A 25,329-nucleotide genomic window follows, 5' to 3' on the forward strand; every position below is an offset into this window, starting at 1 on the left:
GTTGGCGTAGTTAGTCGCGCCTCCGTAGAAGTGCTTTTGGGTTGCCGTGGCAAGCGGGGGGTCGGTAGTCCTGGGGAGCCCCCAGTTCAGGTCAGCGACTCGAACTCCCCGACGAGATCGTCGTAGGCGTCGATGGCCGCCTCGACCGGGTCGGGGGAGGCCATGTCGACACCCGCCCGGCGGAGGAGGTCGAGCGGGTACTCCCGCGAGCCGAGCCGGAGGAACTCCCGGTAGCGCTCGGCGGCCGGGTCGCCCTCCTCCCGGATCCCCTTGACGATGGCGTTGGCCGCCGAGATGCCCGTCGCGTACTGATAAACGTAAAATCCGTAGTAGAAGTGCGGGACGCGCATCCACTCGCGGGTGATCCCCTCGTCGACGATGGCGGGCTCGTAGAACTCGCGCTTGAGGTCGCCGTAGAGCTCGTCGAGTTCGTCCGGGGTGAGCGCACCGCCCTCCTCGATGACCTCGTGGGTGCGGTGTTCGAAGTCGGCGAACATCGTCTGCCGGAAGAGCGTCGATCGGAACCGTTCGAGGTACTCGTCGAGGACGTGCCGTCGGAAGGCCTCGTCCTCGACGGTCTCCAGCAGGTGCTCGGTCAGGAGCGCCTCGTTGACCGTCGAGGCGACCTCCGCGGTGAAGATGTCGTAGTTCGAGTAGACGTAGGGCTGGTGTTCGCTGGTGAGCTCGGAGTGCATCGAGTGGCCCAGCTCGTGGGCCAGCGTGTACATCGAGGTGATGTCGTCCTGGTAGTTCATCAGGATGAACGGCTGGGAGTCGTACGTGCCGCCGGAGTACGCGCCGGAACGCTTGTTCGCCGTCTCGTAGACGTCGACCCACCGCGATTCGAGCCCCTCGGCGGCCCGCGACTGATACGACTCGCCGAGGGGTTCGATGGCGGCGACGACGTGCTCTTTGGCCTCCTCGTAGGACACCTCCGGGGAGTCGCTCTCGGTGAGCGGCGCGTGGAGGTCCCACATCCGGAGTTCGTCGACGCCCAGGCGATCCCGCTTGAGTTCGGCGTGCCGGTGGAGGACGGCGAGGTTCTCGCGAACGGTTTCGAGGAGGTTGTCGTACACCTCGATGGGGACGTTCGGGCCGTCGAGGCTCGCCTCCCGCGCGGTGTCGTAGCCGCGTATCCGCGCGATCTTCACGTCCGTCCGGACGCTGTTCTCGTGGGCGGTGGCGATCGAGTTACGGAACTCCCCCCACTCGTCGTAGAACGCCTCGTGGACCCGCCGCCTGAACACCCGGTCGCGGTTCTTCTGGAGCGTCGTGAAGTTCGACATCGTGATCCGCCGATCGTTCCCGTCGGGGTCCTCGACGGTCGGGAACTCCATGTCGGCGTTCGTCAGCAGCTGGTAGACGTCGCCGCCCCCGCCGAGCACTTCCGAAAGGTCGGCGAGCAGCTCCTCGACCTCCGCCGAGCGGGTGTGCTCCTTCGTCCGCATGACGTCGTCGAAGTAGTGCTCGTACTCATCGAGGTCGGGGGTCTCGTCGACGAGCTCGTCGATCTCCTCGCGGGTGAGCTCCTGGAGCTCGGGCTCGACGAACGACGACGCCGAGGACGCCTCGCTGGCGAGCGACGACGACCGGGCCCGGTAGGCCTGGTACTGCTGGTCGGTGGTGTCCTCGTCGCTTCGCATCCGGGCGTACGAGGCGACGTTGGCCACCTCCCGCATGACCGACTCGCGCGTCGAGAGCACTGCCCCGAGCGTCTCGGCCGACTCGGTCACCCGGCCCTCGTACTGCTCCAGTTCGGCGATCCGCTCCTGAACGTCCTCGAACGCGGCCTCCCAGGCCTCGTCGTCGGCGAACATCGAACCGAGCGACCACTTGTACGCGTCCTCCACCTCCCCTCGCTCGGGGACGTCGGTCGAACTCATACGCCCGGTAGGACGAGCCGACTCCTAAACGCATCGTACCGCCGATCGACGACCGGGGAGAGCGGGTCGTCCCTGACGGCGAGTCCCCGGGGCTTTACCCCCGGCCCGGCCCGGGTAGCGATATGGAGACGGGCAGCGATACGGACACGCGGACGCACGCGGACGCGGCCACGATGGGTCGGGCGGCGACCGACCCGTTCCCGGCCCGGTTCATCGAGCGGCTCACCGACGCGGGCAACCGGATGGGCGGGCACCCCGGCGAGCGCCGGGCGGCCGAACTCGTCGCCTCGGCGCTCGCCGACGTCGGCGCGGACCCCCGCGAGGTCACCTTTCCGATCACGCGGTGGACGCGGGGCGAGGCCGAACTCGTCGCCCCGGCAGGCTCGGGGGAAACGGGCCGGTCGTTCGAGACCGTCGGCCTCCCCTACACCCCCGCCGGCGACGTCCGCGCGCCGCTCGTCGACGCCGGGCAGGGCACGCCCGCCGAACTCGACGATGTCGACCCTGCGGGAAGTATCGTCCTCGCCCGGCAGGGATCGTCGGGCCCACGCCACGTCCACCGGATGGAGAAGTACGGTCACGCGGTCGCCGCGGGTGCCGAAGCGTTCGTCCTCGTCAACGACACGCCCGGCGGGCTCCCGGTCACGGGGACGCTCCGGTTCGGCGAACCCGCCGCCGTCCCGGCGGTGGGGGTGAGCCACGAGGCCGGCGAGCGGCTCGGCCGGTACGCCGCAGACGGCGCGTCCGCGCGGCTCCGCGTCGAGGCCGACACGGACGAGGCGAACTCGCGCAACGTCGTCGCCGAACTCGGTCCCGACACCGACGAGTGCGTGATCGTGCTCGCGCACATGGACGCCCACGACCTCGGGGAGGGGGCGCTCGACAACGGCTGCGGGCTGACTGTCGCCGTCGAGGCCGCCCGGCTCCTCGCCGACCGCTCGCTCGACCGGCGGGTGGTCGTCGCCGGCGTCTCCTGCGAGGAGACCGGCCTGCTCGGGAGCCGCGCGCTCGCCGACTCGCTCGACCTCGACTCGGTGTCCGCGGTCGTCAACGTCGACGGTGCGGGGAGAGCGAGGAACCTGAAGGCCTACACTCAGGGGAGCGAGGCGATCGAACGGCTCGCACGCGAGACGGTCGAAGGGGTCCAGCAACCGCTCGTCGTCGAGAATCGTCCCCACTCCTACAGCGACCACTGGCCGTTCCTCCGGGCGGGCGTCCCCTCGCTCCAGCTCCACAGCGTCCCCCCCGACGACGACGGCTCGTGGGGACCGCGCGGCCTCCCGGTCGCCCACACCCGAGCGGACACGCTCGACAAGGTCGAGATCCGGAACGTCCGCGAGCACGCGGGGCTGTGTGCGCTGCTCGTCGACGCGGTCGCACGGGCCGACCCGCCGCGGGTCGATACGACCAGGCTCGCCGACCGCCTCCGCGAGGACGACGCCGAGGCGGGGATGCGCGCCGCGGGCATCTGGCCGGAGGGCTGGTGAGGCGACGAGAGACTACACACCGTCGGCGAGCATCCCCATCGCCCGTGATCGGGCGCTCGCCGTCGCTCGCCGCGACCCGAAGACCTCGCGGGCGCTCGCCGCCGCCCGCTCGTCGACCGCGAACCCGATCCCGTAGGTGACCGACAGGAGTACCAGCGGTCCGGGGGGTGCGGCACCCACGCCGTCGGGACCCGCGAGCGGCTCCGGCGCGAGAACGCGGTCGACGAATTTCATGGAACGGTCGCCGGTCGCCACCGCCTCGATCAGTCGAACCGCCCGGCGGACGAACCCCCGGGGGAATCCGCCGGCCCGGAAGTGACAGGTGAGAAAGGAACCCTCGCGGGTCGCGCTCGCCCGGAGGTGTCGGCTGGTCCCGTCGTCGTCACTCGTGAGGTTGTGGAAGTCGTGCTCGCCCGAGAGCCGCTCGGCGACCGCCCGTGCGAGCCGCTCGGCGGCCTTCGGTGCGTGGAGGTGGTACGCGTAGGTCCGGCTCCGCGCGTCGTGGGTCGCGTGGAACTCGCGGGGGACCTCGGCGCTCGCCCACGCCCTGACGTCGGCGGGGAGTTCGCCGTTCAGCGCGCGGGGGGTCAGCCAGTCGGGGGCCTCGAACGCCACCGTCTGGGCGAGGGCGGAGACGCCGGCGTCGGTCCGGCCGGCCGCGGCGTACCCCGGCGGGGTGTCCTCGCCCGCTTCGAGAACGTCGAGCGAACGGAGCGCGTCGAGCAGCGCGTCCTCGACGGTCTCGCCGTGGGGCTGGCGCTGGAACCCCCGGTAGGCCGTCCCGTCGTATGCGATCCTGTACGCGCGCACGGCCGCCCGGACGACACGATGACACTTAGTTGGGACGCATCGGGTGGTCGCGTCAGCCGCTCCCGCCCGAAGTCCCACCTCCACCGCCACCGGCGCTCCCACCGCCCGTGTCGCCCCCGCTCCCGCCGGAGCCACCGGCGGGCACGCCGTCGGTCACGTTCCAGGCCCACGGTGCGTACCGGCTCTCGGGGACTAGCCCGTGACTCACGCCCGACCCGTCGGGATCGGCGAAGTACGCCGCGACGAGAACACCGTCGTACGTCACGAGGAGCGTGTATCGCTCGGTCACGTCGTCGGTGAGGTTGATCGTGGCGTTGTACCGCGTCTCGAGGTAGCAGTCGGGGACGCCGGAGCCGTTCGTCCGCTCGACCGCCAGTTCGAAGCGGTGGGGACCCAGTTCCTCGAACGAGGCCTCGAGTTCCGCGTGCCGCGATCGAACGGGGATAGTGGTGTTTATCGAGAGCTTCCGACCGCCGGGGACGGGCCTGCTGACCGACGAGCTGTTCGAGGACCGCGGCGTCCCGCAGGTCGGCTCCGTTACCTGGAGCGTGTCGAGACCGGACTCCTCGAACGCCGGGTCGGTCGATCCGAGACCCGGCACCGATCCGGCACAGCCGGCGATCAGGAGCGCGAGACAGAGCGCGAGAACCGGGACTACCCGTCGTGGGGCGGGCATGGAGGGCTCACGATCGATCTGCTCGCGACGAGCGGAAAGTGTCTTCCGATCCGGACGCCGGGAACGAGGGGACGAGCTACTCGTAGTCCTCGTAGGTCGGCCGTCCGGAGTCGGGCGGGAACTCCGCGAGCGGGACCTGCGTCTGGTCACCGCTCTCCATGTCCTTGACCGTGACCGCGTCGTCCGCGAGGTCCTGCTCGCCGACGATCACCACGGTTTCGGCGTTGATGCCGTCGGCGTAGGAGAGCTGCGAGCCGAACCCTCGCCCGGTCAGGTCGGTCTCGACGACGTGACCGAGGTCGCGGAGGTCCCGCGCGACGTCGGCGGCGACCTGCCGGACCTCGCGCGCGTCGCCCGCCCGGAGGACGTAGTAGTCGGTCGAGAGCTCCTCGGGGGGGAGGACGCCCGCCTCCTCCAGCAGGAGCGGGAGCGTCGAGTTCATCACGCCCGGAGCCACGCCCACGGCGGGCGTGGGCTGGCCGCCGAACGACTCGACGAGGTCGTCGTAGCGCCCGCCGCCGAAGATCGACCGCGAGATGCGCCCCTTCGCGTCGAAGCACTCGAAGACGACGCCGGTGTAGTAGTCGAGCCCCCGGGCCGTCTCCAGCGAGACGTCACAGAACTCCCGGACGCCGAAGTCCTCGGCGGCAGCGAGCACCTCCCGGAGGTTCGTCACCGCCGCCTCCACGCGGTCGGTGCCGGCGAACTCGACGAGTTCGTCGAGGTCCCCGTCTTCGAGCAGCGCGTCGAACTGCCGGGCATCGCTCTCCGAGAGGCCCGCCTCGCCGAGCAGGCGGTAGTACTCCTCGTCCTCGACCTTCTCGGACTTGTCGACCGCGCGGATCGCCGCTCGGGTGTCCACGTCGTCGGACATCGACTCGAACAGCCCCCCGAGGATGTCCCGGTGGGAGACCCGGAACTCGAACTCCTCGTCGTCGAGCCCGAGGTTCGTGAGCGCGTCCGCCGCGACGGCGAGTATCTCAGCGTCCGCCTCGGGTTCGCTCGTCCCGAAGATGTCGACGTTGGTCTGGTAGAACTCCCGGAAGCGCCCCTGCTGGACCTGCTCGTACCGCCAGAACGGCCGCGTCGAGAACCACTTGATCGGCTTCTGGAGTGCCTGCCCCTTGGCGACGACCATCCGCGCGACCGTCGGGGTGAGCTCCGGCGTGAGCGTGACGTGCCTGCCGCCGCGGTCCTCGAAGGCGTAGAGTTCGTCGACGATGTCGTCGCCGGACTTGTCGGTCCACATCGCCGCCCGTTCGAGCCGGGGGGGTGCCGACCTCCCGGAAGCCGTATCCCCGGGCCGTCTCCTCCATCGTGTCGATGACGGCCCGCCGGGCGGCCATCTCGGGGGGGTAGAAGTCGCGGAACCCCTTCAGCCCCTCGTAGGTTGTCATGGGACCGGGTTGTCGGCGGCGGGTAGGGAAGCTTACGATCCACCTTTTTGCTTTCAGCGAGAGAGCAAAGCTCTCTCGCGATGACGAAAGGGCGCGGAGCGCCTTTCGAACCACGTCGGGTGCGCTCGCTTCGCTCGCGCACATCTCCTCACAAAATCTGGATCAAAAAGGCCGCGACTCGCTTCGCTCGTCGCGGCACGGCCCGCTCGACGATGTTCCTGGGGATGGCTCTGCTGAATCTCTCGTGGCCGGATAGGAGTGGCGCGCCGAACGGAGCGGATGCGTTCAGCAATGCTCAGAGATCGCATCCACTCCGCATCCCCTGGAGCGTCCCGTTGGGTCCGAGTAGGAACCTTGAGGAAGTCGACAGGAGAGTGGAGAGTCATGAGTCCGACCGTCCACGAGGTTCGGAACGCGATTCGAGTGACGACGGGTCGCTTCGAACGGGAGTTCGAGGCGTCGTTCACGAAGGAGGAGCTGCAGGCGATCTGTGAGGCACTCGAAGTCGATGTCGACGAGGCGGGGCGGCCGTCGACAACGCGGATGCGCCGACTCATCCGGGCGCAGGTCGGCATTGCGGAGTCGCTGGAGGCGGCGGACGATTCCACGTTCCGGAAGGCCGACCTCCAAGCGATCGCCGATGGAGTCGGTGCGTCGCCCGAGCCGTAGTCGCCAGTCTCTCGATCAGTTTGCTTGCCCCGAGTCCCGATCCGACGACCCCGTGAGAGCGCCTTCTCCCGACCCACTCGCGCCCACTGTGTCTCACGGCTCCGGCTAACCCATCAACGACCGAGGATTTCGACAGAGCCTGCGAGATAAACACCGAGCGACCAGCCTGTGCCCGCACGGCTTTTCACCCCTGCCCCCCAGGAGCCGTGCATGACCGACCACGCGAACGAGGGGGTGACGCCGGACGCCGACACCGACGGCTCGCTCGACGCGAAGATCGAGGCCGCACGGGAGGACCTGGCGGCGTTCGACGGCGTCCTCGTCGCCTTCTCCGGCGGGGTGGACTCGAGCGTCGTCGCCGCGCTCGCCCACGACGCGCTCGGCGACGACGCCGTGGCCTGCACCGCCCGGAGCGAGACGCTCCCCGAGGCCGAACTCGAGGACGCGAAGCGGGTTGCCGACGAGATCGGCGTCCGCCACGAGACCGTGACCTTCTCCGAACTCGACGACCCGAACTTCGTCGTCAACGACGGCGACCGGTGCTATCACTGCCGGACGATGCGCCTCGGGAAGATGTTCGAGCGGGCCCGCGAACTCGACATCGGCGTGGTCTGTGACGGGACGAACGCTTCGGACCCGGGCGAGGGTCACCGCCCCGGTCTCCGCGCGGTCGCGGAGATGGACGCCTACTCCCCGCTGCTCGAACACGGGTTCACGAAGGAGGAGGTCCGCGAGACCGCCCGCCGGTACGACCTCTCGGTCGCCGACAAGCCCTCGATGGCGTGTCTCTCCTCGCGCATCCCGACGGGCCTCGAAGTCACGGAGGAGCGGCTCTCGCGCGTCGAGCGCGCCGAGAACCTCCTCCGGGGGTGGGGGTTCGAGCAGTTCCGCGTGCGCGACCACGACGGCCTCGCCCGCATCGAGGTCGGCCCCGAGGAGCTCGACCGCGCGCTCGACCCCGGCTTCGCCGAGGCCGCCAGCGACCACCTCTCGGAGATCGGGTTCGATCACGTGACGCTCGACCTCTCGGGCTACCGGACGGGGAGCGTGAGCCCGGCCGCCGAGAGCGAGAGCGACGAGCAGGCGGCCGCGGACGCGGTACTCGACGCCGACTACCCCATCGGGGAGTAGTCGGTCAGCCGGTCCCCCACGCGTCTCCCCTCCGTTCTCACTCGATCGAGTCCGCCCACCCGGTGTCGTTCTCCCGTGCCACCTCGACGGCGTCGCCGTCGAGACGGATTTCGTTCACCGCGCAGTTCGACTGCGCGTGCTCGCGCAACGCCGTCCGGGCGTCCATTCCCTTGACGTGACCCAGCAGGAGGTGGATGGGACCGCCGTGGGTCACGACCAGCGCCGTCTTCCACTCCCCGGTGGTCGCGGGACCGCCGTCGAGGAGGGCCTCCCACGCCTCGGCGACGCGCTCTCGCACGTCGAGCAGCGACTCGCCCGACTCGGGCACCCGATCGACGGCGTCGAACCCCGTCTCGCCGATGGCGAACGCGGGGAACCGCTCGACGACGTCGTCGTGGGGAAGTCCCTGGTAGATCCCGACGTGCCGCTCGCGCCACGCGGGGTCGTGTTCGGCGGACGCGTCGACGTGCGCCGCGATCCGGTCGGCCGTCTCGCGGGTTCGGTGGAGGTCCGACGCGACGAGACGGTCGACGTCGTACTCTCGGGCGAGGTACCGGCCGACGCGGTCGGCCTGGTCCCGCCCGGTGGCGTTCAGCGGGACGGGTGCCCACCCCTGCATCCGGCCGTGCAGGTTCCAGTCCGTCTCCCCGTGGCGAACGACCAGGACGCGCCTCATCGGCGACGCGTTGGTCAGCCCGCGACAAGACCGTTCGCCTACCCCTCCTTGCGAGCCGGTAGCCGGTAGCGTCGGCCCGTGCCGTTCAGCCGCCGGAGACCTGCTCGCGACCGCGATTGGTCCATTTGAGCAGGAACAGCGTCCCCTCGAACAGGACGACCATCGTCGCGGCGACGATGATCGGGGCCATCCCGGTCGGGTCCGGGCTGAACAGGAACGCCAGCCCGAGGAACGCCCCCCAGAAGTAGAGCCGGCGGTCGGCCATCCACTGGCGGGTCGTCAGGCCCATCATGATGGCGAGCATCACGAACAGGGGGATCTGGAAGATGAACGCGAACCCGCCCAGCATCAGGACCATCAGGTCGAACGTCTCGGTCAACCCGAACGCGATGACGGTCACCTCGTCGGAGTAGTAGAGGAAGTAGGTGAACAGCGCCGGCAGGACGAGGAAGTACGCGAACAGAACCCCGACGGTCGCGAGCACGAGGCTGGTCGGGACGCTCGCGAGATAGTAGCGCCGCTCGTGGGGGTAGAGCCCCGGCTTCATGAACTGGTAGGACTCGTAGACGAACACGGGGAGCGCGACGATGAACCCGGCGAGCGTCGCCACCTTCAGCCGCGCCAGGATGAGCGCGAGCGGGTGGTAGACCCGCGGCTGTGGCACGGGATCGGCCACCAGCACGCTGTACCAGAGGAAGTTGATGATGCGCTCGCCGAACGGGAAGACGATCCCCGAGACGATCGCCATCACGATCAGGACGACGCCGAGCCGGCGGATCATCTCCTCGATGTGGTCCGCGAGCGGCATCTCCTGGTCCGAGGCCGGCCCCTCGAACAGCTCCTCCTCGGTCGGCGTCTCGTACCCGCCGACCGCGCCCGTCCCGTCGGCGTACCCGCCGTCGGACTTCGCCGCCGAGGTCTCGTCGGCCGTCGCCGCGGGCACCGCGTCCTCGGCGACCCACTCCTCGGTCACCGAATCGGGATCCGTGGCCTGCCGGAACTCCGTGTCGATCTCGTCGCTCGACTCGCCCGTGTCCTCGTCGCTTGACTCGCCCGAATCGTCGTCGTCGGGGCCGGTGTACTGCTGGGCCCCGTAGTCGACGTCGACCGGCGGCTGCGCCGGGTCGTAGTCGTCGGGGATCTCGCTCGGGTCGGTCGTGCCGTCTTCCTCGTCGCCGCCGTCGGAACTCTCGCTCCCGACCTCTGTCGAATCGTCGCCGTCATCGTCCCCCCCGGAGCTCTCGCCGAACGACGTCATCACCGGGCTGGATTCGGCGGGAGTGTTCTCGTCCGGACGCTCGGACCCGGGGTCGTCGGGGTCGTCTGTACCCCCGGTATCCCCCCCGTCGTCGGCGTCGTGATCGTCGCCGCTCCCCCCGGCGTCGACGGTCCCGGCCGGGGCGGGCGCGTCGCCCTCGTCCGGGGCCTCCGGGTCGGAGGCCTCGGGCTGGTCTTCGCTCCCGATCGACTCCCAGTCGTCGGCCGACTCCCAGCCCGCCTCGGACGGTTCCCCGTCCCCGTTCTCGGTCTCGGTGCCCGCGTCGTCGCTCTCCGAGGGGTCGGCCGGCTCGTCCTCACGGGCCGGGGGCTCCTCGTCGGAGGCCGGGTCGGGTGCGTCGTCCGCCCCCTCGTCGGGCACCTCGTCTCCCATCGTCCCCGCTATCGGTCCCATGCGCTTGTAAGCCTTCTTCTTGTCTCGGAGCGGTCGCCGCGATCGACGTCCAGCGGTCGGATCCGGCGGGGCTCGCCGCGCGTCCTCGGCGGCACGAGCGCCCGGCCTCCGGAGGCGGGCGAAGCAAGAGATTGATAGGGAGCTACTCCGTACCGTCCCCCGTGTCTGGCGCTATCGACGAGGACGTCGTCCGGACCGTCGACAGCGGTCGGGAGACGCTGGGGGCGATGCTCTCGGCCGCCCAGAGCCACCTCCAGAAGGTGTTCGTGGTGTTCGTGGTCGGGCTCATGCTCACCATCTGGGCGCTCCGGGGGTTCGTCTGGACGCGGATGCAGTCCGACCTCCACACCAACCCGAACATCCAGGTGGTGGCGGTCACGCCGTTCGACGTCATCCTCCTCCAGGTGAAGATCGGCCTCGTCGTCGGGGGGCTCCTCGCGCTCCCGTTCCTGCTCTACTACGCCCGCGACGGCCTCCGCGAGCGCGACCTCTGGATCCCCGACCGGATCGACCTCTCGCGATGGAAGATCGCCGGGCTCGTGCTCGCGAGCGTCTTCCTGTTGCTCGTCGGCGCGTCCTACGCCTACTTCCTGTTCTTCCCCCTGATGCTCGACTTCCTCGCCTCGAACGCCGTCCAGGCGGGGTTCGAACCCACCTACAGCATCGTCCTCTGGGCGCAGTTCATCTTCCTGCTCACGATCTCGTTCGGCCTCGCCGCACAGCTCCCGCTCGTGATGTCCGGGCTGGCCTACGCCGAGATCGTCCCCTACGAGACGTTCCGCGACAAGTGGAAGTACGCCGTCCTCGGCATCTTCGCCTTCGGCGCGCTGTTCTCCCCCCCGGACCCGTTCACGCAGATCATGTGGGCGATCCCCCTCCTCTTTCTCTACGGGCTGTCGCTCTCGCTGGCGCGGTTCGTCGTCACCGCCCGCGTCTCCAGCGAGGTCATCGGCTTCCGCCGGCTCGCCCGCGAGCGCTGGAACGTCCTCGCCGGAGCGGCCATCGTCGCCGGGGGACTCGTCTACTACGTCGCCTCGGGGGCGTTCGCTGGGCGGTTCGACGCCACCCTCCAGCGGCTCCCCGATCCGGTCCGTCCGGGCCTGTTCGCCCGCGATGCGGTCCTGGGGATCCCGACGGAGTACGTGGTGGCCGCAGTGGCAGTCGCCGTCGCCCTGCTCGCCGCGCTGGTGGCGCTCCTCACCCTCCTGTTCCGCGGGCTGGAGGATCTCCCCTCCCCCGAGGAGCGGGCCCGCGGCGTCCGGGCCGACGACGCCGACCCCGCGAGCGCGGGCGACCCCGCCGACTTCCCGTTCGAGGGGCTGACCGCCTCCGCCGTCCGTGAGTCGGTCCCCTCGGAGGCGTTCGCCGAACTCGGCGAGGAGGAGGCGCTGGCGGAGGCCCGCCGGGCGCTCCACGAGGAGGACGACCCCGAGAAGGCACAGGCCATCCTCGACCGGTTCGACGAGGTCAAGGCGGAGACCGAAGCGGCCGCGGAGGACGAGGGAGGCGAGGCCGCGGGGAACGAGGCGACCGACGACGTGGCCGTCGGTGCCGTGACCGACGAGCGGACCGCCCCGGCGGGGACCTGGGCAGTCGACGCGAGCAGTCCCCTGGACGCCATCTCCGTCGGCCGCGGGCGGGTGAACTGGGCCGACCGATTCGGGCAGATCTGGAACGTCCTCGCCGGGCTGGTCGTGCTCGTGCTCCTGTCGGCGTACGTCGCGGTCACCGGCGGCTACCTCCCGGCGGGGTCGCTGTCCCCGCTCGCCGAGGCCACCGGGCTGTCGGCCGACTGGGCGGCGCTCCTCGTCGGCGGCGTCCTCGGGGTCGTCCTCGCGGGTCTGCTCGCGGCCGGCCTCGCCGTCGCGTGGGCGTACCGCGCCGGGACCGACCCGGCCGGCGTCGACCTCTCGACGCTCGACGCCGAGGAGATCCGGAGCGCCCCGGACCGGGCGTTCTACGGGATGGCCGAGGAGGACGCCAACGCGGTCGCGAGCCGGGCGATCGCTCGCGACGACCACGAGACCGCACGGGCCGTTCTCGACCGGTTCGACGAGGTACTCGAGTCCCGCGAGCGGGCCGAACAGCGCCGTCGGAGCGGCTCGGACGGCGAGAGCGAGGAGGGCGTGTTCAGTCGCACCGGCGCGGGCATGGCCAGCGCGTTCTCCGAGGAGGAGGTCGACGAGGAGGACATCGGCGGCTACTACTACGACTTCGCGTTCATCCTCGAGTCGCTCACCTCGAAGGCGTTCCGCCTCGTCGGACTGTTCATGCTCGTCCTCGCGGGGACGTTCGTCTTCCTCTACCAGGGCGGGATCGGCGCGCTGAAGAACACGTTCTACGACCAGCTCCCCGCGAGCGTCTCGCCGGAGTCGGTCAACCTGGTGACGCTCCACCCCGTCGAGGCGCTCATCTTCGAGATCAAGGTCAGTACCATCATCGCCGCCGTCGCCACCCTGCCGCTGATCCTCTACTACGCGTGGCCGGCGCTGAAGGAGCGCGGCTTCGCCCGCGGCGACCGGAACGTCCTCGTGACGTGGGCCGGGTCGCTGTTCCTGGGGCTGCTCGCCGGCTCGGTGCTCGGGTTCCTCGTCATCGCGCCGACGATCATCTCCTGGCTCGCGGCCGACGTCGTCCGCGCGGAGATGATCATCGCCTACCGGATCAACAACTTCGGCTGGCTCGTCTTCTTCACGACCGTCGGGGTCGGCCTCCTGCTCGACATCCCCGTCACCATGTTCCTGTTCCACCGCGGCGGGCTGGTCCCCTACCGGGCGATGCGGGACCGGTGGCGCGAGGTGACCATCGGCGTCCTCGCCGTCGCGGCGCTCGCTTCGCCCCGGGGCGTGTTCACGATGTTCCTCCTCGGCGTCCCGATCATGGTAGCCTACGGCCTCGGGCTCGGACTCGTCCGGGCATACGTCGCCCTCGGCGGGAAGGGCGGACGCCCGCCACTACTGGAGGGACAGGAGGCGGACTGAGAGGGGTTATCGTAGTTACTCGTACGATCTCTCCCCGGGCGTCCACCCTCACCCTGTGTCGGCGGGTCGAATCCTCCGGACGGCTACGATAACCCCTCTGAGCCCCCGATCCGGTCTTTCGCCGTCGGGACGGGGACGGTCGACGCCCTCTCGACGGGGCTTCGTCGCTCACCAGGCGAGCGGTGAACCCGCGCCCGTGAGGGGCCCGATATCGAACTTCGTGGTCTGAAGCCGGGAGGGACGATCGGGTTCGTCGCGTTGAAGTGGCCTGACGGGGCTCGCGACCGAATCGGAGGAGGCCCGCTGACGGCCGCGGACACGCGCTTCACGGCCTGAAGCGCTGGACGGGCTTATAACCGGATGGCGGCCCACGGTCCGAACCGAGATGTCCGTCATCGACACTGTCAAACAGAAGGTCGGCATCGAGGAACAGCCCCCCCAGTACGTGTGCGACGACTGCGGCGAGCGGTTCCGTTCGGCGGCCGACGAGGACTCCTACTGGTTCCAGTGTCCCGAGTGCGGTTCGGGCGACGTGGCGCGGGCCGAGTCGGGATCGATCTGAACGCCGCCGCTCGACGCCCGGTGGCGCGGAGTGGCGTGAACCTCGAATCCCGAGGGGAGTCGCTGTTCCTCGCGCGGTGACGAACGGCTCCGTCGTCGACGATCCCGACGTCCGGTAACCGATCCCTGCCGCCGAGGACGCGAGCTCTCGGGTAGCCGGACGGGCGTACGGATCGAGGCCTCCGCCTGCGGTTGCGGCGCGAGTCGCATCCTATTTAATAATACTCGACGCATACTCGGGTATGCCCAAGATAAGCGTCGAGATCCCCCGGGAGCTCCTCGAGGACCTCGACGAGCACGTCGGCGACGACGGGAAGTTCGTCAACCGGAGCGACGCGGTCCGGGCGTCGATACGGAAGACCCTCGACCTGCTCGACGAGATCGACGCGCGTCACGGTCGCCTCGGCGAGGGAGAGGACGAGGAATGACCCGGCGGGAGGTCCCTCCGGTCGGCGCGACGGTCCTCGCGGCGCTGTTCGTGACGGCGCTCGTGACCGCGCAGGTGACCGCCGCGAAGGTACTCCAGTTCCCCTCGCCCGTCCCGCTGCCGTTCACCGGCGAGTCGCTGCTCCTCCCGGGGGCGGCGCTGGCCTACGCGCTCACGTTCTTCGCTTCGGACTGCTACGCCGAACTCTACGGCAAGCGCGCCGCGCAGGTCGTCGTGAACGTCGCGTTCGCCATGAACTTCGTGCTGCTGGCGCTGGTCGCCTCGACCATCGCCGCCCCGGCGGCCCCGAACAGCGTCCCGCCGGAGCAGTTCGCGGCCGTCCTCGGCGCGTCGGGCAACATCGTCGCCGGATCGCTCGTCGCCTACCTCGTCAGCCAGAACTGGGACGTCTACGTCTTCCACCGGATCCGGGAGGCCACCGACGGCGAGCACCTCTGGCTGCGGAACGTCGGCTCGACGGCAACCAGCCAGGCCATCGACACCGTCCTCTTCGTCGGCATCGCGTTCTACCTCCTCCCCCGGTTCCTCGGTGTCGGCCCGCGACTCCCGATGGCGGCCGTGCTCGGGCTGATGGTCGGCCAGTACGCGCTCAAGCTCCTCATCGCCGTGGTCGACACGCCGTTCGTCTACCTCGTCGTCGGGGCCGTCCGTCGACGCGAACCCGGTCACGAGAGCTCTATCGTCGACTGAGCGGGCGGACGAGGTCGGGCCGGTGCGTGGGCCGGTACCGACCCTCACGAAGGCTTTCCACTCGACCCCGACACCCGCGGGATATGGCCGAGGAGACCGACCCCCGATCCGAGCCGCTGGACCCGTTCGGCCGCGCGATCCGTGACTTCGCACGGGGCGAGCAGGACGAGCCGCTCTACCAGTGCGGGGACGGGAGCGGACACGACCGCGAGCACCCCATCGAGGCGTTCTACTTCGGGGAGTTCGATCCCGACTCGGAGGCGAACGCCTGGCTCCTCGACCGCCTCGATCCCGACGGGTCCGTCCTCGACATGGGAGCCGGCGCGGGTCGGCACTCGCTGTACCTCCAGGACCGAGCCGGGACGGTGGCTATCGATCCGAGCGAGCACCTCGTGGCGACGATGCGCGAGCGCGGAGTGGTCGACGCCCGGGTGGGTGACATGTTCGCGCTCACCGCACGGTTCGAGCGCGACCGCTTCCGGTCGGCGCTCGCCATCGGCACCCAGGTAGGACTCGCGGGATCGATGGACGGCCTGCGGGCGTTCCTCTCCGATCTCGCGTACGTCACCCACCCCGACGGTCGGGCGGTGCTGGACTGTTACGACCCGGGGGCGGCGGGCGCGAGCGACCTGCTCGGGTTCCGCGAGGACCCGGCGCCGGGACTCGCCCATCGGGTGATGCACTTCGAATACGAGGGCGACGTCGGGCCGACGTTACACTTCCGGCTGTTCGCCCCCGACCGGCTCCGCGAGGCGTGTGTCGGTACTCGCTGGACGGTCACGGACGTCCGGTACGGCGAGGAGGGTGTCCACTACCGGGCGGCGTTCGAGAAGCGGTGATCTACGGGACCCGGCGCACGCTTATACTCGTCGGCGTCGTCACGTCGTTCACCCCGATGACCGACCACTCGACGACCGACGACTCGGCGGCCGAACTGCCGCGCGCCGAGGTCGTTCACCGCCGACCGCTCCGCGGTCGGCTGGCGGGCTGGCTCGCGGCGCTCCTCGGACCCTCGCCCGCGCACGAACGCCTCGCCGGTGAACTCGCCGTCTACGACATCGAGCGGAACTATCTGCTCCGAGGGGTAGAGGGCGAGGACGAGGAGTGGCGAGCGGACATCGAGCGGTGTCTCGAACGAGCCGAGGAGGCGCTCGAGCGTCACGAGACGGAGCTCGGCTGGCGCTTTCTCTACGCGGCCAGGCGCATCGAGCTGTTCGGGCTGGCCGCGCACGATCCGGACGCGTTCTGCGCCCGCGTTCGGGCGACCAAGCGGGAGGCCGCCCAGAAGCTCGGGGGCTGGCGACTGGAGGCCGTCGAGGACCTGCTCGGATCCGGTGAGGACCCCGCGGACGACGTCGACGTGACGGACGCGTATCTCGCGGCTCAGCTGCTACAGGAGCACTACGATACCTACTACCAGAAGGTCCAGATTCACCGTCGCCAGCTGTGGCGGCTCGTCGGAGTCGCTGGGCTCGCGGTCGGCCTGCTCGTCCTGCTCGCGGGCGTCGGCGGACCGATACTGGGGGACATCGGCGTCACGTCGTTCCGGATGCTCCCCGTCGTCGTACTGTTCGGAGTGCTGGGTGCGTCCGTCAGCGGCGTCCTGTCGCTGGCGCACGGGGGCGTCGACGGCCGGTTGAGCCAGCAGCTACTCGCCTCCTGGGTGACGTACGCCCGTCTGGTGATCGGAGCGGCGTCGGCGCTGGTCATGCTCGCGTTCCTCACCTCCGGCCTCGCCGCGATCGTCCTCCAGGACGTCGTGCTGACTCCCGGATCCGTCCTGTTCGTGGCCTTCGCGTCCGGCTTCTCGGAACGGCTCCTCGTTCGGGCGATCGAATCGGTGTCGGGCGGGACGTAGCCGTCCGCTGTTTCGCGGTGCCCTCGGGCCCGGTCGCCCGGAGCCGGCACTGGAATCCCAGCTCGCGAGGGCGTACAGCGTGGCGTGCTATGAGTCCGCGGCCCATCCGTAGAGAGTCTCTCTCTCCCGATAGAGGTCGGTTTCGTGCTCGGCCGGCTACGGGAGGAGCGCGGCGATAGTTCCCGAGATGTCGAACGCGTGCTCGCCGAGCGACAGCGCGGTCGCGATCGAGGCTCCGGAGAGCCACATCCCCACGTCCCGGACGGTCAACTGGATCGGAATCCCGTTCCCCATACCCGATAGCCGTGGACCGGACTATAAAACCTACCAGCGGTGTCGAGAGCCGTGTCGTGATCCTCGGCCGAGGCCCGGCGCGATCCGCGAAACGCGCGCTGTCGGGGGGATCGTCCCAGCGGACACGCCGTCCCGGAGCGCTACTCCACCCGCTCGGCGAAGCCGAACCGCGGTTTCACGTCCGTCACCGTCACGCGGACCTCCTCGCCCGGCTCGACTCCGGGGACGAACAGGGTGAATCCCTCGACCTTCGCGATGCCGTCGCCCTCGCTGCCCGTGTCCTCGATCTCGACGTCCAGTTCGTCGCCCGCCCGGACGGGAGCGGTGAGCCGTCCCTTCGCCACGAGGTAGAGCTCCGAGGAGGAGTCGCGCGAGGCGGGCGGGTGGACCGCCCGGACGTACTCGAACTCCCGCTCCATCTCCTCGCGCAGGTCCGCGACGTCGGGCCCCTCGAACACCTTCACCGCGAGGTCGCCGCCCGACGCGAGCAGGTCCAGGGCGGTCTCGAACGCCTGCCGTGCGAGGTAGACCGAGCGCGCGTGATCGAGCGTGTACTCGCCGGTCATGTTCGGTGCCATGTCCGAGAGGACGACGTCCGCACCCCCCTCGCCGACGAGCTCGCGCAGGTCGGCCTTCGTGTCGTCCTCGGTCATGTCCCCGCGGACCGTCCGGACTCCCTCGATGTCGTCGATGCGCTGGAGGTCGACCCCGACGACCGTCCCCGCGTCCGCCGTGAGCTCGCGGGCGACCTGGAGCCACCCGCCGGGGGCCGCCCCGAGGTCGACGACGGTGTCGCCCCGCGAGATCAGCCCCGCGGTCTCGTCGAGCTGCTTGAGCTTGTACGCCGACCGCGAGCGGTAGCCCTCCTGTTTCGCCCGGTTGTAGTACTCGTCCTTCCCCGTCATGGTCAGTTGACGGAGGTAGTCCACGGGTGTTGATACGCGCTTCGGGACGGGCGTGGCCCGCCCTCACTCGATCGACCACGGGATAACCCTGTCCCGCCCGTGGACGGTGTGCCGTACCCGTCGAAACGGGAGATACCGGACACGGTGTCTCGACGATTCAGCCGCCGAACTCTACAGCCCGGTCGCGGCGTCGAGCGAGATGCGGATGGCCCGCTCGACGTTGTCGCGGGCCTTCTCGGGGAGCTCCTCGTCGTCGGTCTCGCCCTTCTGGGTGCCCTCGACGAGGTTGCCGTCGACGGTGCAGATCGCCCCCGCGCGGAGCCCCTTCCGTCGGGCGAGCGTGAAGATGGCGGCGGCCTCCATCTCCACGGAGAGCAGGCCCGCGTCCTCCCAGTCCGCGACGTACTCGTCGCTCTCGGCGTAGAACGCGTCGTCGCTGGCGATCGGACCGACGTGGACCTGGCTCACGGCTCCGCCGTTCGCCCCCTCCGCGGCCTGGTCGGCCGCGCGCTCGTCGTTGGCCTCGGCGGAGCCGACGAGCGCCGAGAGCACCTCGTAGTCGGGCACCGCGGGGTAGGTGTCCGACTCGTACCGCTTCGTGGTGCCCTCGTCCTTGGCCGCGCCGGTGGCGACGACCATGTCGCCGATCTCGATCCCCCGCTGGAGGGCCCCGGTGGTGCCGACGCGGACGAACGTCTCGACGCCGACGTTCGCGAGCTCCTCGACGGCGATGGCCGCCGACGGACAGCCGATCCCCGTCGAACAGAGCGTGAGCTCCCGACCCTCGTAGGTCGCGTTGACGACCCGGTACTCGCGGTTCTCGGCGACGAGCTCCGAAGCGTCGCACATCGCGGCGATGCGGTCGACCCGGCCGGGGTCGCCCGGCACGAGCGCGAGGTCGTTCACGTCACCCGGTTCACAGAGGACGTGGGGCTGTTTCGCCATACTCCACGTCCAGGGTCGGGGACCAAAGTCACACCGCTTCGTGAGGTGAGTCGGGAGCCGGGATACGGGGCGGTCGAACCCCGAGGGGTCGGCTCAGGACAGCGCCGAGAGCCCGAGCCCCGCGTACAGCAGGACCACCGCGGCCAGCAGGGCGACCCCGTAGACGGTCGCCGAGATCAGCCAGTGGAACCGGACCCGCTCGCGCCGTTCGGGATCGTCGTAGAGCCGTCCCCCCCTGCGCGGGAAGACGACGTACGCGAAGAAAGCGTAGAGGAACCCGACGACGAGCAGGGTGGCGAGGAGGTCCGACAGCGTGAGGACGTTCCCGACGACGAGCGCGGTGGCGACCGTCGCGTCGCGGACCGTCTCGAGGGCGACGACGAGGAGTTCGAACAGGATCCCGGCGAGCGTGCCGGCGGCGTAGTGGGCCGCGTCGGCCTGCCGGCGCGAGACCTTCCCCGGGGTCTCGTCGAACAGCGCCGACGCGGCGACGTACGGCGGGACGTACCCCTCCGAGAGCAGCGACATGACGCCGGTCATGGCGAGCGTGGCGAGCAGGCCCGCGACGACCGCGACGGCGAGCCGGAGATCGAGCGGCGCGCCGATCGCGTGTGCGGGGACGAGCACGGGCGCGGCGTTCGCGGGAGCGAGCACGGGGACGGTGCCCGTTCGGAGCGCGACGAGCCACGGGACGACCGATGTCGGCATCGGAGATCGGTACGGCCCCCGTCCCCGAAACCGGTGTCGGTTCCCGTTCGTCGCCCGGATCACGATCGGGAGGACCGTCGGTCAGTACCGCTCGTCCGCCGGCACCGGGTCGGTCGCCGTCGCGAAGACGACCTGGTGAAGGTTCATCGGCCAGACGTCGAGCGGGTCGCGGGTCCCCTCCTCGACGAACGGCTCCTCGAGCACCCGGTGTCGTTCGCGGGTCTCGAACCCGCGCTCGGCCAGTCGCTCGTCGACGTCCGGCCGGGGGTGAAACCCCGGCATCGAGTCGAGGAGGTCGCGGACGTACACCCCCCCGGCGGTCAGACGAGCGACCTCGTCGAGCACCGGTTCGGCGAGGTCGTCGTCGAGTACCTCCAGCAGGCCGAGCGCGAGCGTGTAGTCGAAGTAGTCGTCCGGGTAGTCGAGCCCGGCGACGGCGTCGCCGGACTCGAACCGGAGGGTGATCGCCTCGTGGGGCGAGCGGGCGTGCCGGCGGGCGTTCTCGATACGGCTCTCGCTCAGGTCGACTCCCACGACCTCCATGGGGAAGCCGTCGTAGCCCGCGGCCCGCCACCGCCCGGCGACGAACTCCGCGATCCGCTCGGTCTGGTCGCCGTCGCCACAGCCGAGGTCGAGTATCCGCGAGACTCCCGGCGCGGCGAACCGTTCCCATCCCACGGGCGGGTGGAACCAGGCCTTGCGCCGCTTCAGGTAGTCCCACTTCGTCCGGTCGATGGGGCGCTCCATCGACCGATAGTACGCCTGCGTGTCGTCGAGGAACGCCTCCGAGACGCTCTCCTCCTGTTCGCGCCGCTTGCGGCGGTGGCGCTCGTTGTCCTCGCGCCGCTGTTCGTGTTCCGGCGAGAACGCCTCGACAGCGGCCATCGGCCGCTCGATCAGGCCCCACGTCTCCAGTTCACGGAAGTCGTCGGGGGTCGGAACCCGCATACTCGCCCCTCTCCGTCCGTGGTGTTACCTCTGTGGGCCGCTTCGGCGATCGCACGGCGGGGAGATCCCATCTCGTCCTGCCGGCCGACTTCTCGCGGTGCTCGTCGATCCGCCACCGCCGCTCCGCGACCGCCGAAGAACCGCATGATTTATTATTGTATACGTCGGACCATCGTCGCACCACATGAGCCCGTCCCGTCCACCGGTCACGGTCGAGTGCTACGCCCGGACAGCCCCGCAGGGGACGTCGATCGAGGATACCCTCGATACCTTGCGGGAGTACCGGGACCGAGGAGTGATCGAGGACGTCTCGTTCGAGGTCTGGCCCGACGAAGTCGCCCTGGAGGGGTACGCGGAGGAGACCCCCATCGTCGACCGGTACCGGCGCTTTCGATCCTGGGCCGAGGGGGTGGACGTCTCCCTCCGGCCGGCCTTCACGGTCCGCGAGCGGGGATCCCTGATCGACGATCGGACCGACGCGGCGCTCGTCCTCCCCGAGCGCTGTCTCGCCGTCCGTGTCGACGGGGAGCTGGCGACCGTGGCTCCCCACCGGGCGGACGGGACGACGTACACGGCCGAGGACGCGCTGGCCGACATCGAGAGGTCCGATCCGGAGTTCCGGGTTCGGGCCTCGGTCGCGGATTCGGTGACGGAGCCCACCACGACCGCGGCGTCGACGGCGGGACGGTCGGAGTAGCGGTCGGAACGGCGGCTCCAGGACGACGAACGGCGGGGGCGGGGTGGGCGCAAGTCTCTACGGAGCGCCGAGTGAGGGATGCTTCCGCCAGTCGATCACCCGTCGACCAGTTCCGAGACCCGTTCCCAGGAGAGATCCGGCCGCGGCCCGGTCACGGTGGCGGCGATGGCACCGCAGGCGTTCGCCGACGCGAGCGCTCGCTCGGTGTCGGCCCCGCGGAGCCTGGCGGCGTGGAACCCGGCGGCGAAGGCGTCTCCCGCCCCCGTCGTGTCCACGCTCTCCAGGTCGTACCCGGGGTGTTCGAACACCAGGTCGGGCCCTTCGAGGGTCGCCCCGTCGGCCCCGTGGGTGCGGACGACCCGACAGTCGGCCGGCAGCGCCGGGGCGTGGTCGGCCTCCCGGTCGTTCACGAACAGGACGTCGGTCAGTTCGAGCGTCGCGCCGTAGTCGCGCTCGCCGAAGCGCCGCCCGGGATCGAACGAGACCACGAGTCCCGCCTCGCTCGCCAGCTCGGCCAGCCGGGCCGCGGTGTCCGGCCGCTGACTCGTCAGGTGACAGACCGCCCCTCCATCGAACAGATCCGGGGGGAGGGCGTCGACCCGGAACGACTCGTTCACCCCGCCGTCGTCGACGACGGCGACCTCGCCACCCTCGCCGACGAGCAGGTACTTGACCGCCGTCCGGCCCTCGACGGTCTGGATCGGATCGGTGTCGACGCCCGCGGCCACCAGCTCCCGCCGTGCCAGTTCGCCGTGTTCGTCGGTGCCGACGCTCCCGACCAGCGAGGCGTCCACGTCGAGGTTCGCCAGCGCGGCGGCGACGTTCGCCGCCGAGCCGCCCCCGGACTCCCGCCGATCCGTGACGACCGACTCGCTGTCGGGGGTCGGCAGCGAGTCGACCCGCAGGGTCACGTCCCAGTTGACGTGTCCGGCACAGACGACGCGCATGGGGAGTCGTGGGAGAGCGGCGACAAAAGCGGTCGGGTGTGCGGTCCCGCCGACGCGACCGACGAATCCCCCACACGGCACCGGGGGGATCGACCTGAGTGCACACCATCCCGACCGCGGGAGGGCGGCGATCGATTCTCGATTTAGAATATAATTATTAATAGTAAAATATATCCGCGTCGCGAGCGTACGGAACTGGGTCCGTATGCTGCCGAGCGCCCTCACCCTCGCCGTGGTCGTACTGGCCGTCCTCGGGGCGGTAGTGGGGGGTGCGGGGGCGGCGGGGCCGGGAGGAGTTGGAGACGGCGGGGAGCGTGCGCCTGGGCCCGCGTCCGCCGCTCCGACGGAGGGATCGATGGGCCTCGCGGTCCCCGGAGTTCCGACGGTCGGTCCCCGTGCCGAGTCGGTCCACGGGGGGCTCGCGCTGGCCGCCCCGATAGCGACGCTCGACTTCGAGACGCTCCCCGGCGGCTCGCCGACGACCGACGGGACTCGGCTGGTCGACCAGTACGAACCGGCCGGGATCCGATTCGTCCCGCGGCGGACGTTCGCCGGGGCGACGGGGGCTATCGCGAGGGTGTGTGACGACGATCCCGACCGGGCCAAGGCGGTGGTCTGCTCCGACGCCAGCTCGGGCGTGACGGTCGCCACCACACCGCTCCGGGGATCGGACGAGTTCAACAGGCACGAACTCGGCGTCGAGTTCACCGAGCCCAAGCAGTCCGTCTCGGTGTCCGTCCACCACTACCGCTTCCACGAACTGCCGGCCGACTGGCCGGAGGCGGTCGGCGAACTCCTCGGATTCGACGCGACGGGTCAGGTGATCGCCCGTGACAGGGTCGCGTTCGGGCCATCGGAGGGCTGGCAGCGGCTCGCGGTGGACGACCCCGACGGTCGGATCGTCGGGATCCAGCTCTGGTCCGACCGCGGGAGCGCCCAGGAGAACTGGTTCGTCGCGGACGACCTGCACGCCGAGACGGCCGGCGCCCAGCCGACCGCGGCGTTCGACTACTCGCCGTCCGACCCGTGGCCGGGCGAGGCGGTCGCCTTCGACGGCTCCGGTTCCGAGGACTCCGACGGACGGATCGTGAGCTACGAGTGGCGGATCGCGAGCCGGGACCCGCCGCTACTGGTCGCGTTCGGCGGCGACGACAGCCCCACCTTCGACTACACGTTCGAGGCCGCCGGCGAGTACGAGGTCTCGCTGACGGTGACCGACGACGGCGAGATGCGGACCACGACGACCCGGACCGTCGTGGTCCGGGAGAACGCACCCCCGGTGGCCGCCTTCGAGTTCGCGCCGGCAGCTCCCGTCGCGGGCCAGCGAGCCGACCTCGATGGCTCGGACTCGTTCGACTCCGACGGTACCGTCGGATCCTACCGCTGGGCGGTCGACGGCGAGTTCGTCGGCGAGGGGGACACCCCGCGGTACCGGTACGAGTTCCCGGAGCCGGGCGAGTACGCCGTCACCCTGACGGTGACCGACGACCGCCGGGCGACTGATCGGGCGACCGAGCGGGTGGTCGTGAGCGATCCCAACCGACCGCCGACCGCCCGTATCTCGTTCGCCCCCGGGGTGCCACTCGCCGGCGACACCGTCGAGTTCGACGCGACCGGATCGACCGACGACGGGGAGATACTCGTCCACGAGTGGGACCTCGACGGCGACGGCGTCACCGACGCGACCGGCCGGGTCGTAGAACGGTCCTTCGAGACGCCCGGCGACCGGACTGTCCGGCTGACGGTCCGCGACGACGACGGGGTCGCCGACTCGGTGACTCGAACCGTTACCGTCCTGCCGCCGTCGACGGTTGAACCGACGCCCACGGTGACGCCGACCGAACCGACCCCGACTGCGACCGAGACGACCGGTCCGACCTCGACCGTCACCCCCACCCCGGCATCCGATCGGGGCGGCGACTGGCCGCTCCCGGGCTCGCCCCGCGACGCGGCGACGGTCGGCGGTGCCGCGGTGGCGGTGGGGCTGGCCGTCCTGTTCCGGGACGAGATCGCCGTGCTCCTCGGGAGCCTGCGCCTCCCCCGACCGGGACGGCGGACGACCCCACCCCGGGGGGGACGATCACCGGTGACCCGCCGGGTGCCCGATCCCGAGGAGACCGACGAGGACGAGCCGAACCGGCCGCCGACGGCGTCGGTACGCTACACCCCGGAAGAGCCGACGGTGGGACGACCGGTGCTGTTCGACGGCACGGGATCGGTCGATACCGACGGCCGTGTCACGGCCTACCGGTGGTCGGGCGACGGCCCCGAACGTACCGGTTCGACCGTCGTCCACACGTTCGACGAGGACGGCGAGTACGAGGTCACGCTCGTCGTCGAGGACGACGACGGCGCGACCGGCGAGCGGACCGTCACCGTCGAGGTCGGTTCACGGGACGGCGAGTTCGCGCTCCTCTCCGTCCACCCCGACTCGCCCGGCCGCGACCACGAGAGCCTCCACCTGGAGTACCTCACCTTCGGCAACGTCGGCGAGGGGCCGCTCGACGTCGGGGGGTGGACGGTCCACGACGCCGCCGAGGAGGAGTCGCGGGTGCGCGAGGGCGAGCACACCTACGCGTTCGAGGGGACGCTCGGACTCGACCCCGAGGCGACGGTGACGCTCTACACGGGCACCGAACCGACGGACGCCCCGATCCCCGACACCGAGGGGGCGTACCACCGGTACTGGGGTCGGACCTGGCCGGTCTGGAACAACGAGGGCGACGTCGTCGTCGTCAAGGACGCCGACGCGAACCCCGTTCTCGCGGTACGCTACACGAGGAGCGGCGAGGGCTACGCGGTCGAACCGCTCGATCACGGGCGCTTCGAGTACCTGTTCCCGGACGCCTCGACGAGAAGGGACGGCGACGAGGACCAGGAGTGAGGGGCGTTCCGGAGGCCACGGACGAGGAGACGAGGGGCGCTCCGAGCCACCTCCCTGCCGCT

Annotated in this window: 22 protein-coding genes and 1 pseudogene; 11 read left to right on the forward strand and 12 right to left on the reverse strand. The window is 70.4% G+C overall.

All coding sequences use genetic code 11. The annotated features are described in order from the left end of the window. Nucleotides 1–86: 86 nt before the first annotated feature. Complete coding sequence (gene pepF / locus WDJ58_RS00485) at nucleotides 87–1,883, reverse strand: oligoendopeptidase F (RefSeq protein ID WP_338915659.1); 1,797 nt, start codon at nucleotides 1,881–1,883, stop codon at nucleotides 87–89. 122 nt (nucleotides 1,884–2,005) lie between these two features. On the opposite strand from pepF, the gene WDJ58_RS00490 reads away from it, so the two are divergent. Then, the gene (locus WDJ58_RS00490) at nucleotides 2,006–3,370 is read left to right on the forward strand and encodes a M28 family metallopeptidase (RefSeq protein ID WP_338915660.1); all 1,365 of its coding nucleotides are present in this window, start codon (nucleotides 2,006–2,008) and stop codon (nucleotides 3,368–3,370) included. Between the two features lie 12 nt (nucleotides 3,371–3,382). On the opposite strand, the gene truA is transcribed toward WDJ58_RS00490, so the two are convergent. From truA to hisS, 3 genes and pseudogenes are all read right to left on the reverse strand, one after another. Next, nucleotides 3,383–4,180 (reverse strand): tRNA pseudouridine(38-40) synthase TruA, encoded by a 798-nt coding sequence (gene truA, locus WDJ58_RS00495; RefSeq protein WP_338915661.1) that lies wholly within the window; start codon nucleotides 4,178–4,180, stop codon nucleotides 3,383–3,385. Between the two features lie 52 nt (nucleotides 4,181–4,232). Next, nucleotides 4,233–4,856, reverse strand: coding sequence for a hypothetical protein (locus WDJ58_RS00500; RefSeq protein ID WP_338915662.1), 624 nt, complete (start codon nucleotides 4,854–4,856; stop codon nucleotides 4,233–4,235). Nucleotides 4,857–4,932: 76 nt separating this feature from the next. Next, nucleotides 4,933–6,253 (reverse strand): annotated as a pseudogene (gene hisS / locus WDJ58_RS00505) (histidine--tRNA ligase). Between the two features lie 384 nt (nucleotides 6,254–6,637). Here hisS and WDJ58_RS00510 point away from each other — a divergent pair. Next, nucleotides 6,638–6,922 (forward strand): hypothetical protein, encoded by a 285-nt coding sequence (locus WDJ58_RS00510; protein WP_338915663.1) that lies wholly within the window; start codon nucleotides 6,638–6,640, stop codon nucleotides 6,920–6,922. Between the two features lie 210 nt (nucleotides 6,923–7,132). Beyond that, nucleotides 7,133–8,053: an ATP-dependent sacrificial sulfur transferase LarE gene (gene larE, locus WDJ58_RS00515; protein WP_338915664.1), complete on the forward strand. Its 921-nt coding sequence runs from the start codon at nucleotides 7,133–7,135 to the stop codon at nucleotides 8,051–8,053. A 37-nt stretch (nucleotides 8,054–8,090) separates the two neighbouring features. On the opposite strand, the gene WDJ58_RS00520 is transcribed toward larE, so the two are convergent. Further along, nucleotides 8,091–8,729, reverse strand: a complete 639-nt coding sequence (locus tag WDJ58_RS00520) for a histidine phosphatase family protein (protein ID WP_338915665.1) — start codon at nucleotides 8,727–8,729, stop codon at nucleotides 8,091–8,093. 85 nt (nucleotides 8,730–8,814) lie between these two features. Then, nucleotides 8,815–10,380, reverse strand: coding sequence for a twin-arginine translocase subunit TatC (locus WDJ58_RS00525; RefSeq protein WP_338915666.1), 1,566 nt, complete (start codon nucleotides 10,378–10,380; stop codon nucleotides 8,815–8,817). A gap of 182 nt (nucleotides 10,381–10,562) precedes the next feature. Here WDJ58_RS00525 and tatC point away from each other — a divergent pair, with 182 nt between their 5' ends. The 6 genes from tatC (at nucleotide 10,563) to WDJ58_RS00555 (ending at nucleotide 16,939) form a co-directional block, all read left to right on the forward strand. Continuing rightward, nucleotides 10,563–13,382, forward strand: a complete 2,820-nt coding sequence (tatC, locus tag WDJ58_RS00530) for a twin-arginine translocase subunit TatC (RefSeq protein ID WP_338915667.1) — start codon at nucleotides 10,563–10,565, stop codon at nucleotides 13,380–13,382. A 385-nt stretch (nucleotides 13,383–13,767) separates the two neighbouring features. Then, nucleotides 13,768–13,944 carry a hypothetical protein gene (locus WDJ58_RS00535; RefSeq protein WP_338915668.1) on the forward strand — a complete coding sequence of 59 codons (177 nt, stop codon included), beginning with the start codon at nucleotides 13,768–13,770 and terminating at the stop codon, nucleotides 13,942–13,944. Between the two features lie 241 nt (nucleotides 13,945–14,185). After that, entirely contained in the window at nucleotides 14,186–14,371 is a 186-nt protein-coding gene (locus tag WDJ58_RS00540; RefSeq protein ID WP_338915669.1) for a ribbon-helix-helix domain-containing protein, read from the forward strand. Further along, a complete protein-coding gene (locus WDJ58_RS00545) occupies nucleotides 14,368–15,081 on the forward strand; it encodes a queuosine precursor transporter (protein WP_338915670.1) in 714 nt (237 codons plus the stop codon). Before WDJ58_RS00540 ends, WDJ58_RS00545 begins: the two co-directional genes overlap by 4 nt. 83 nt (nucleotides 15,082–15,164) lie before the next feature. Continuing rightward, complete coding sequence (locus WDJ58_RS00550; protein ID WP_338915671.1) at nucleotides 15,165–15,920, forward strand: class I SAM-dependent methyltransferase; 756 nt, start codon at nucleotides 15,165–15,167, stop codon at nucleotides 15,918–15,920. Continuing rightward, nucleotides 15,917–16,939, forward strand: coding sequence for a hypothetical protein (locus WDJ58_RS00555; protein ID WP_338915672.1), 1,023 nt, complete (start codon nucleotides 15,917–15,919; stop codon nucleotides 16,937–16,939). Before WDJ58_RS00550 ends, WDJ58_RS00555 begins: the two co-directional genes overlap by 4 nt. Before the next feature lie 156 nt (nucleotides 16,940–17,095). Here the strand turns inward: WDJ58_RS00555 and WDJ58_RS00560 are convergent, their stop codons facing one another. From WDJ58_RS00560 to WDJ58_RS00580, 5 genes are all read right to left on the reverse strand, one after another. After that, a complete protein-coding gene (locus WDJ58_RS00560) occupies nucleotides 17,096–17,233 on the reverse strand; it encodes a hypothetical protein (protein ID WP_338915673.1) in 138 nt (45 codons plus the stop codon). A gap of 140 nt (nucleotides 17,234–17,373) precedes the next feature. Continuing rightward, a complete protein-coding gene (locus tag WDJ58_RS00565; RefSeq protein ID WP_338915674.1) occupies nucleotides 17,374–18,138 on the reverse strand; it encodes an RlmE family RNA methyltransferase in 765 nt (254 codons plus the stop codon). A 171-nt stretch (nucleotides 18,139–18,309) separates the two neighbouring features. Next, entirely contained in the window at nucleotides 18,310–19,083 is a 774-nt protein-coding gene (locus WDJ58_RS00570; RefSeq protein WP_338915676.1) for a nucleoside phosphorylase, read from the reverse strand. A 93-nt stretch (nucleotides 19,084–19,176) separates the two neighbouring features. Then, a complete protein-coding gene (locus WDJ58_RS00575) occupies nucleotides 19,177–19,791 on the reverse strand; it encodes a hypothetical protein (protein ID WP_338915677.1) in 615 nt (204 codons plus the stop codon). Between the two features lie 81 nt (nucleotides 19,792–19,872). Beyond that, on the reverse strand, nucleotides 19,873–20,739 hold the full coding sequence (locus WDJ58_RS00580) for a class I SAM-dependent methyltransferase (RefSeq protein ID WP_338915678.1): 867 nt from the start codon (nucleotides 20,737–20,739) through the stop codon (nucleotides 19,873–19,875). A 184-nt stretch (nucleotides 20,740–20,923) separates the two neighbouring features. Between WDJ58_RS00580 and WDJ58_RS00585 the strand changes: the two genes are divergently transcribed. Next, entirely contained in the window at nucleotides 20,924–21,436 is a 513-nt protein-coding gene (locus WDJ58_RS00585; protein WP_338915679.1) for an HTH domain-containing protein, read from the forward strand. Between the two features lie 95 nt (nucleotides 21,437–21,531). Here the strand turns inward: WDJ58_RS00585 and WDJ58_RS00590 are convergent, their stop codons facing one another. After that, nucleotides 21,532–22,383: a carbohydrate kinase family protein gene (locus tag WDJ58_RS00590; protein WP_338915680.1), complete on the reverse strand. Its 852-nt coding sequence runs from the start codon at nucleotides 22,381–22,383 to the stop codon at nucleotides 21,532–21,534. Nucleotides 22,384–22,588: 205 nt separating this feature from the next. Here WDJ58_RS00590 and WDJ58_RS00595 point away from each other — a divergent pair, with 205 nt between their 5' ends. Next, nucleotides 22,589–25,267, forward strand: coding sequence for a PKD domain-containing protein (locus WDJ58_RS00595; RefSeq protein ID WP_338915681.1), 2,679 nt, complete (start codon nucleotides 22,589–22,591; stop codon nucleotides 25,265–25,267). Nucleotides 25,268–25,329: the final 62 nt, after the last annotated feature.

It is taken from the genome of Salinirubellus litoreus, from assembly GCF_037335815.1.
Classification (GTDB): Archaea; Halobacteriota; Halobacteria; order Halobacteriales; family Haloarculaceae; genus Salinirubellus; species Salinirubellus litoreus.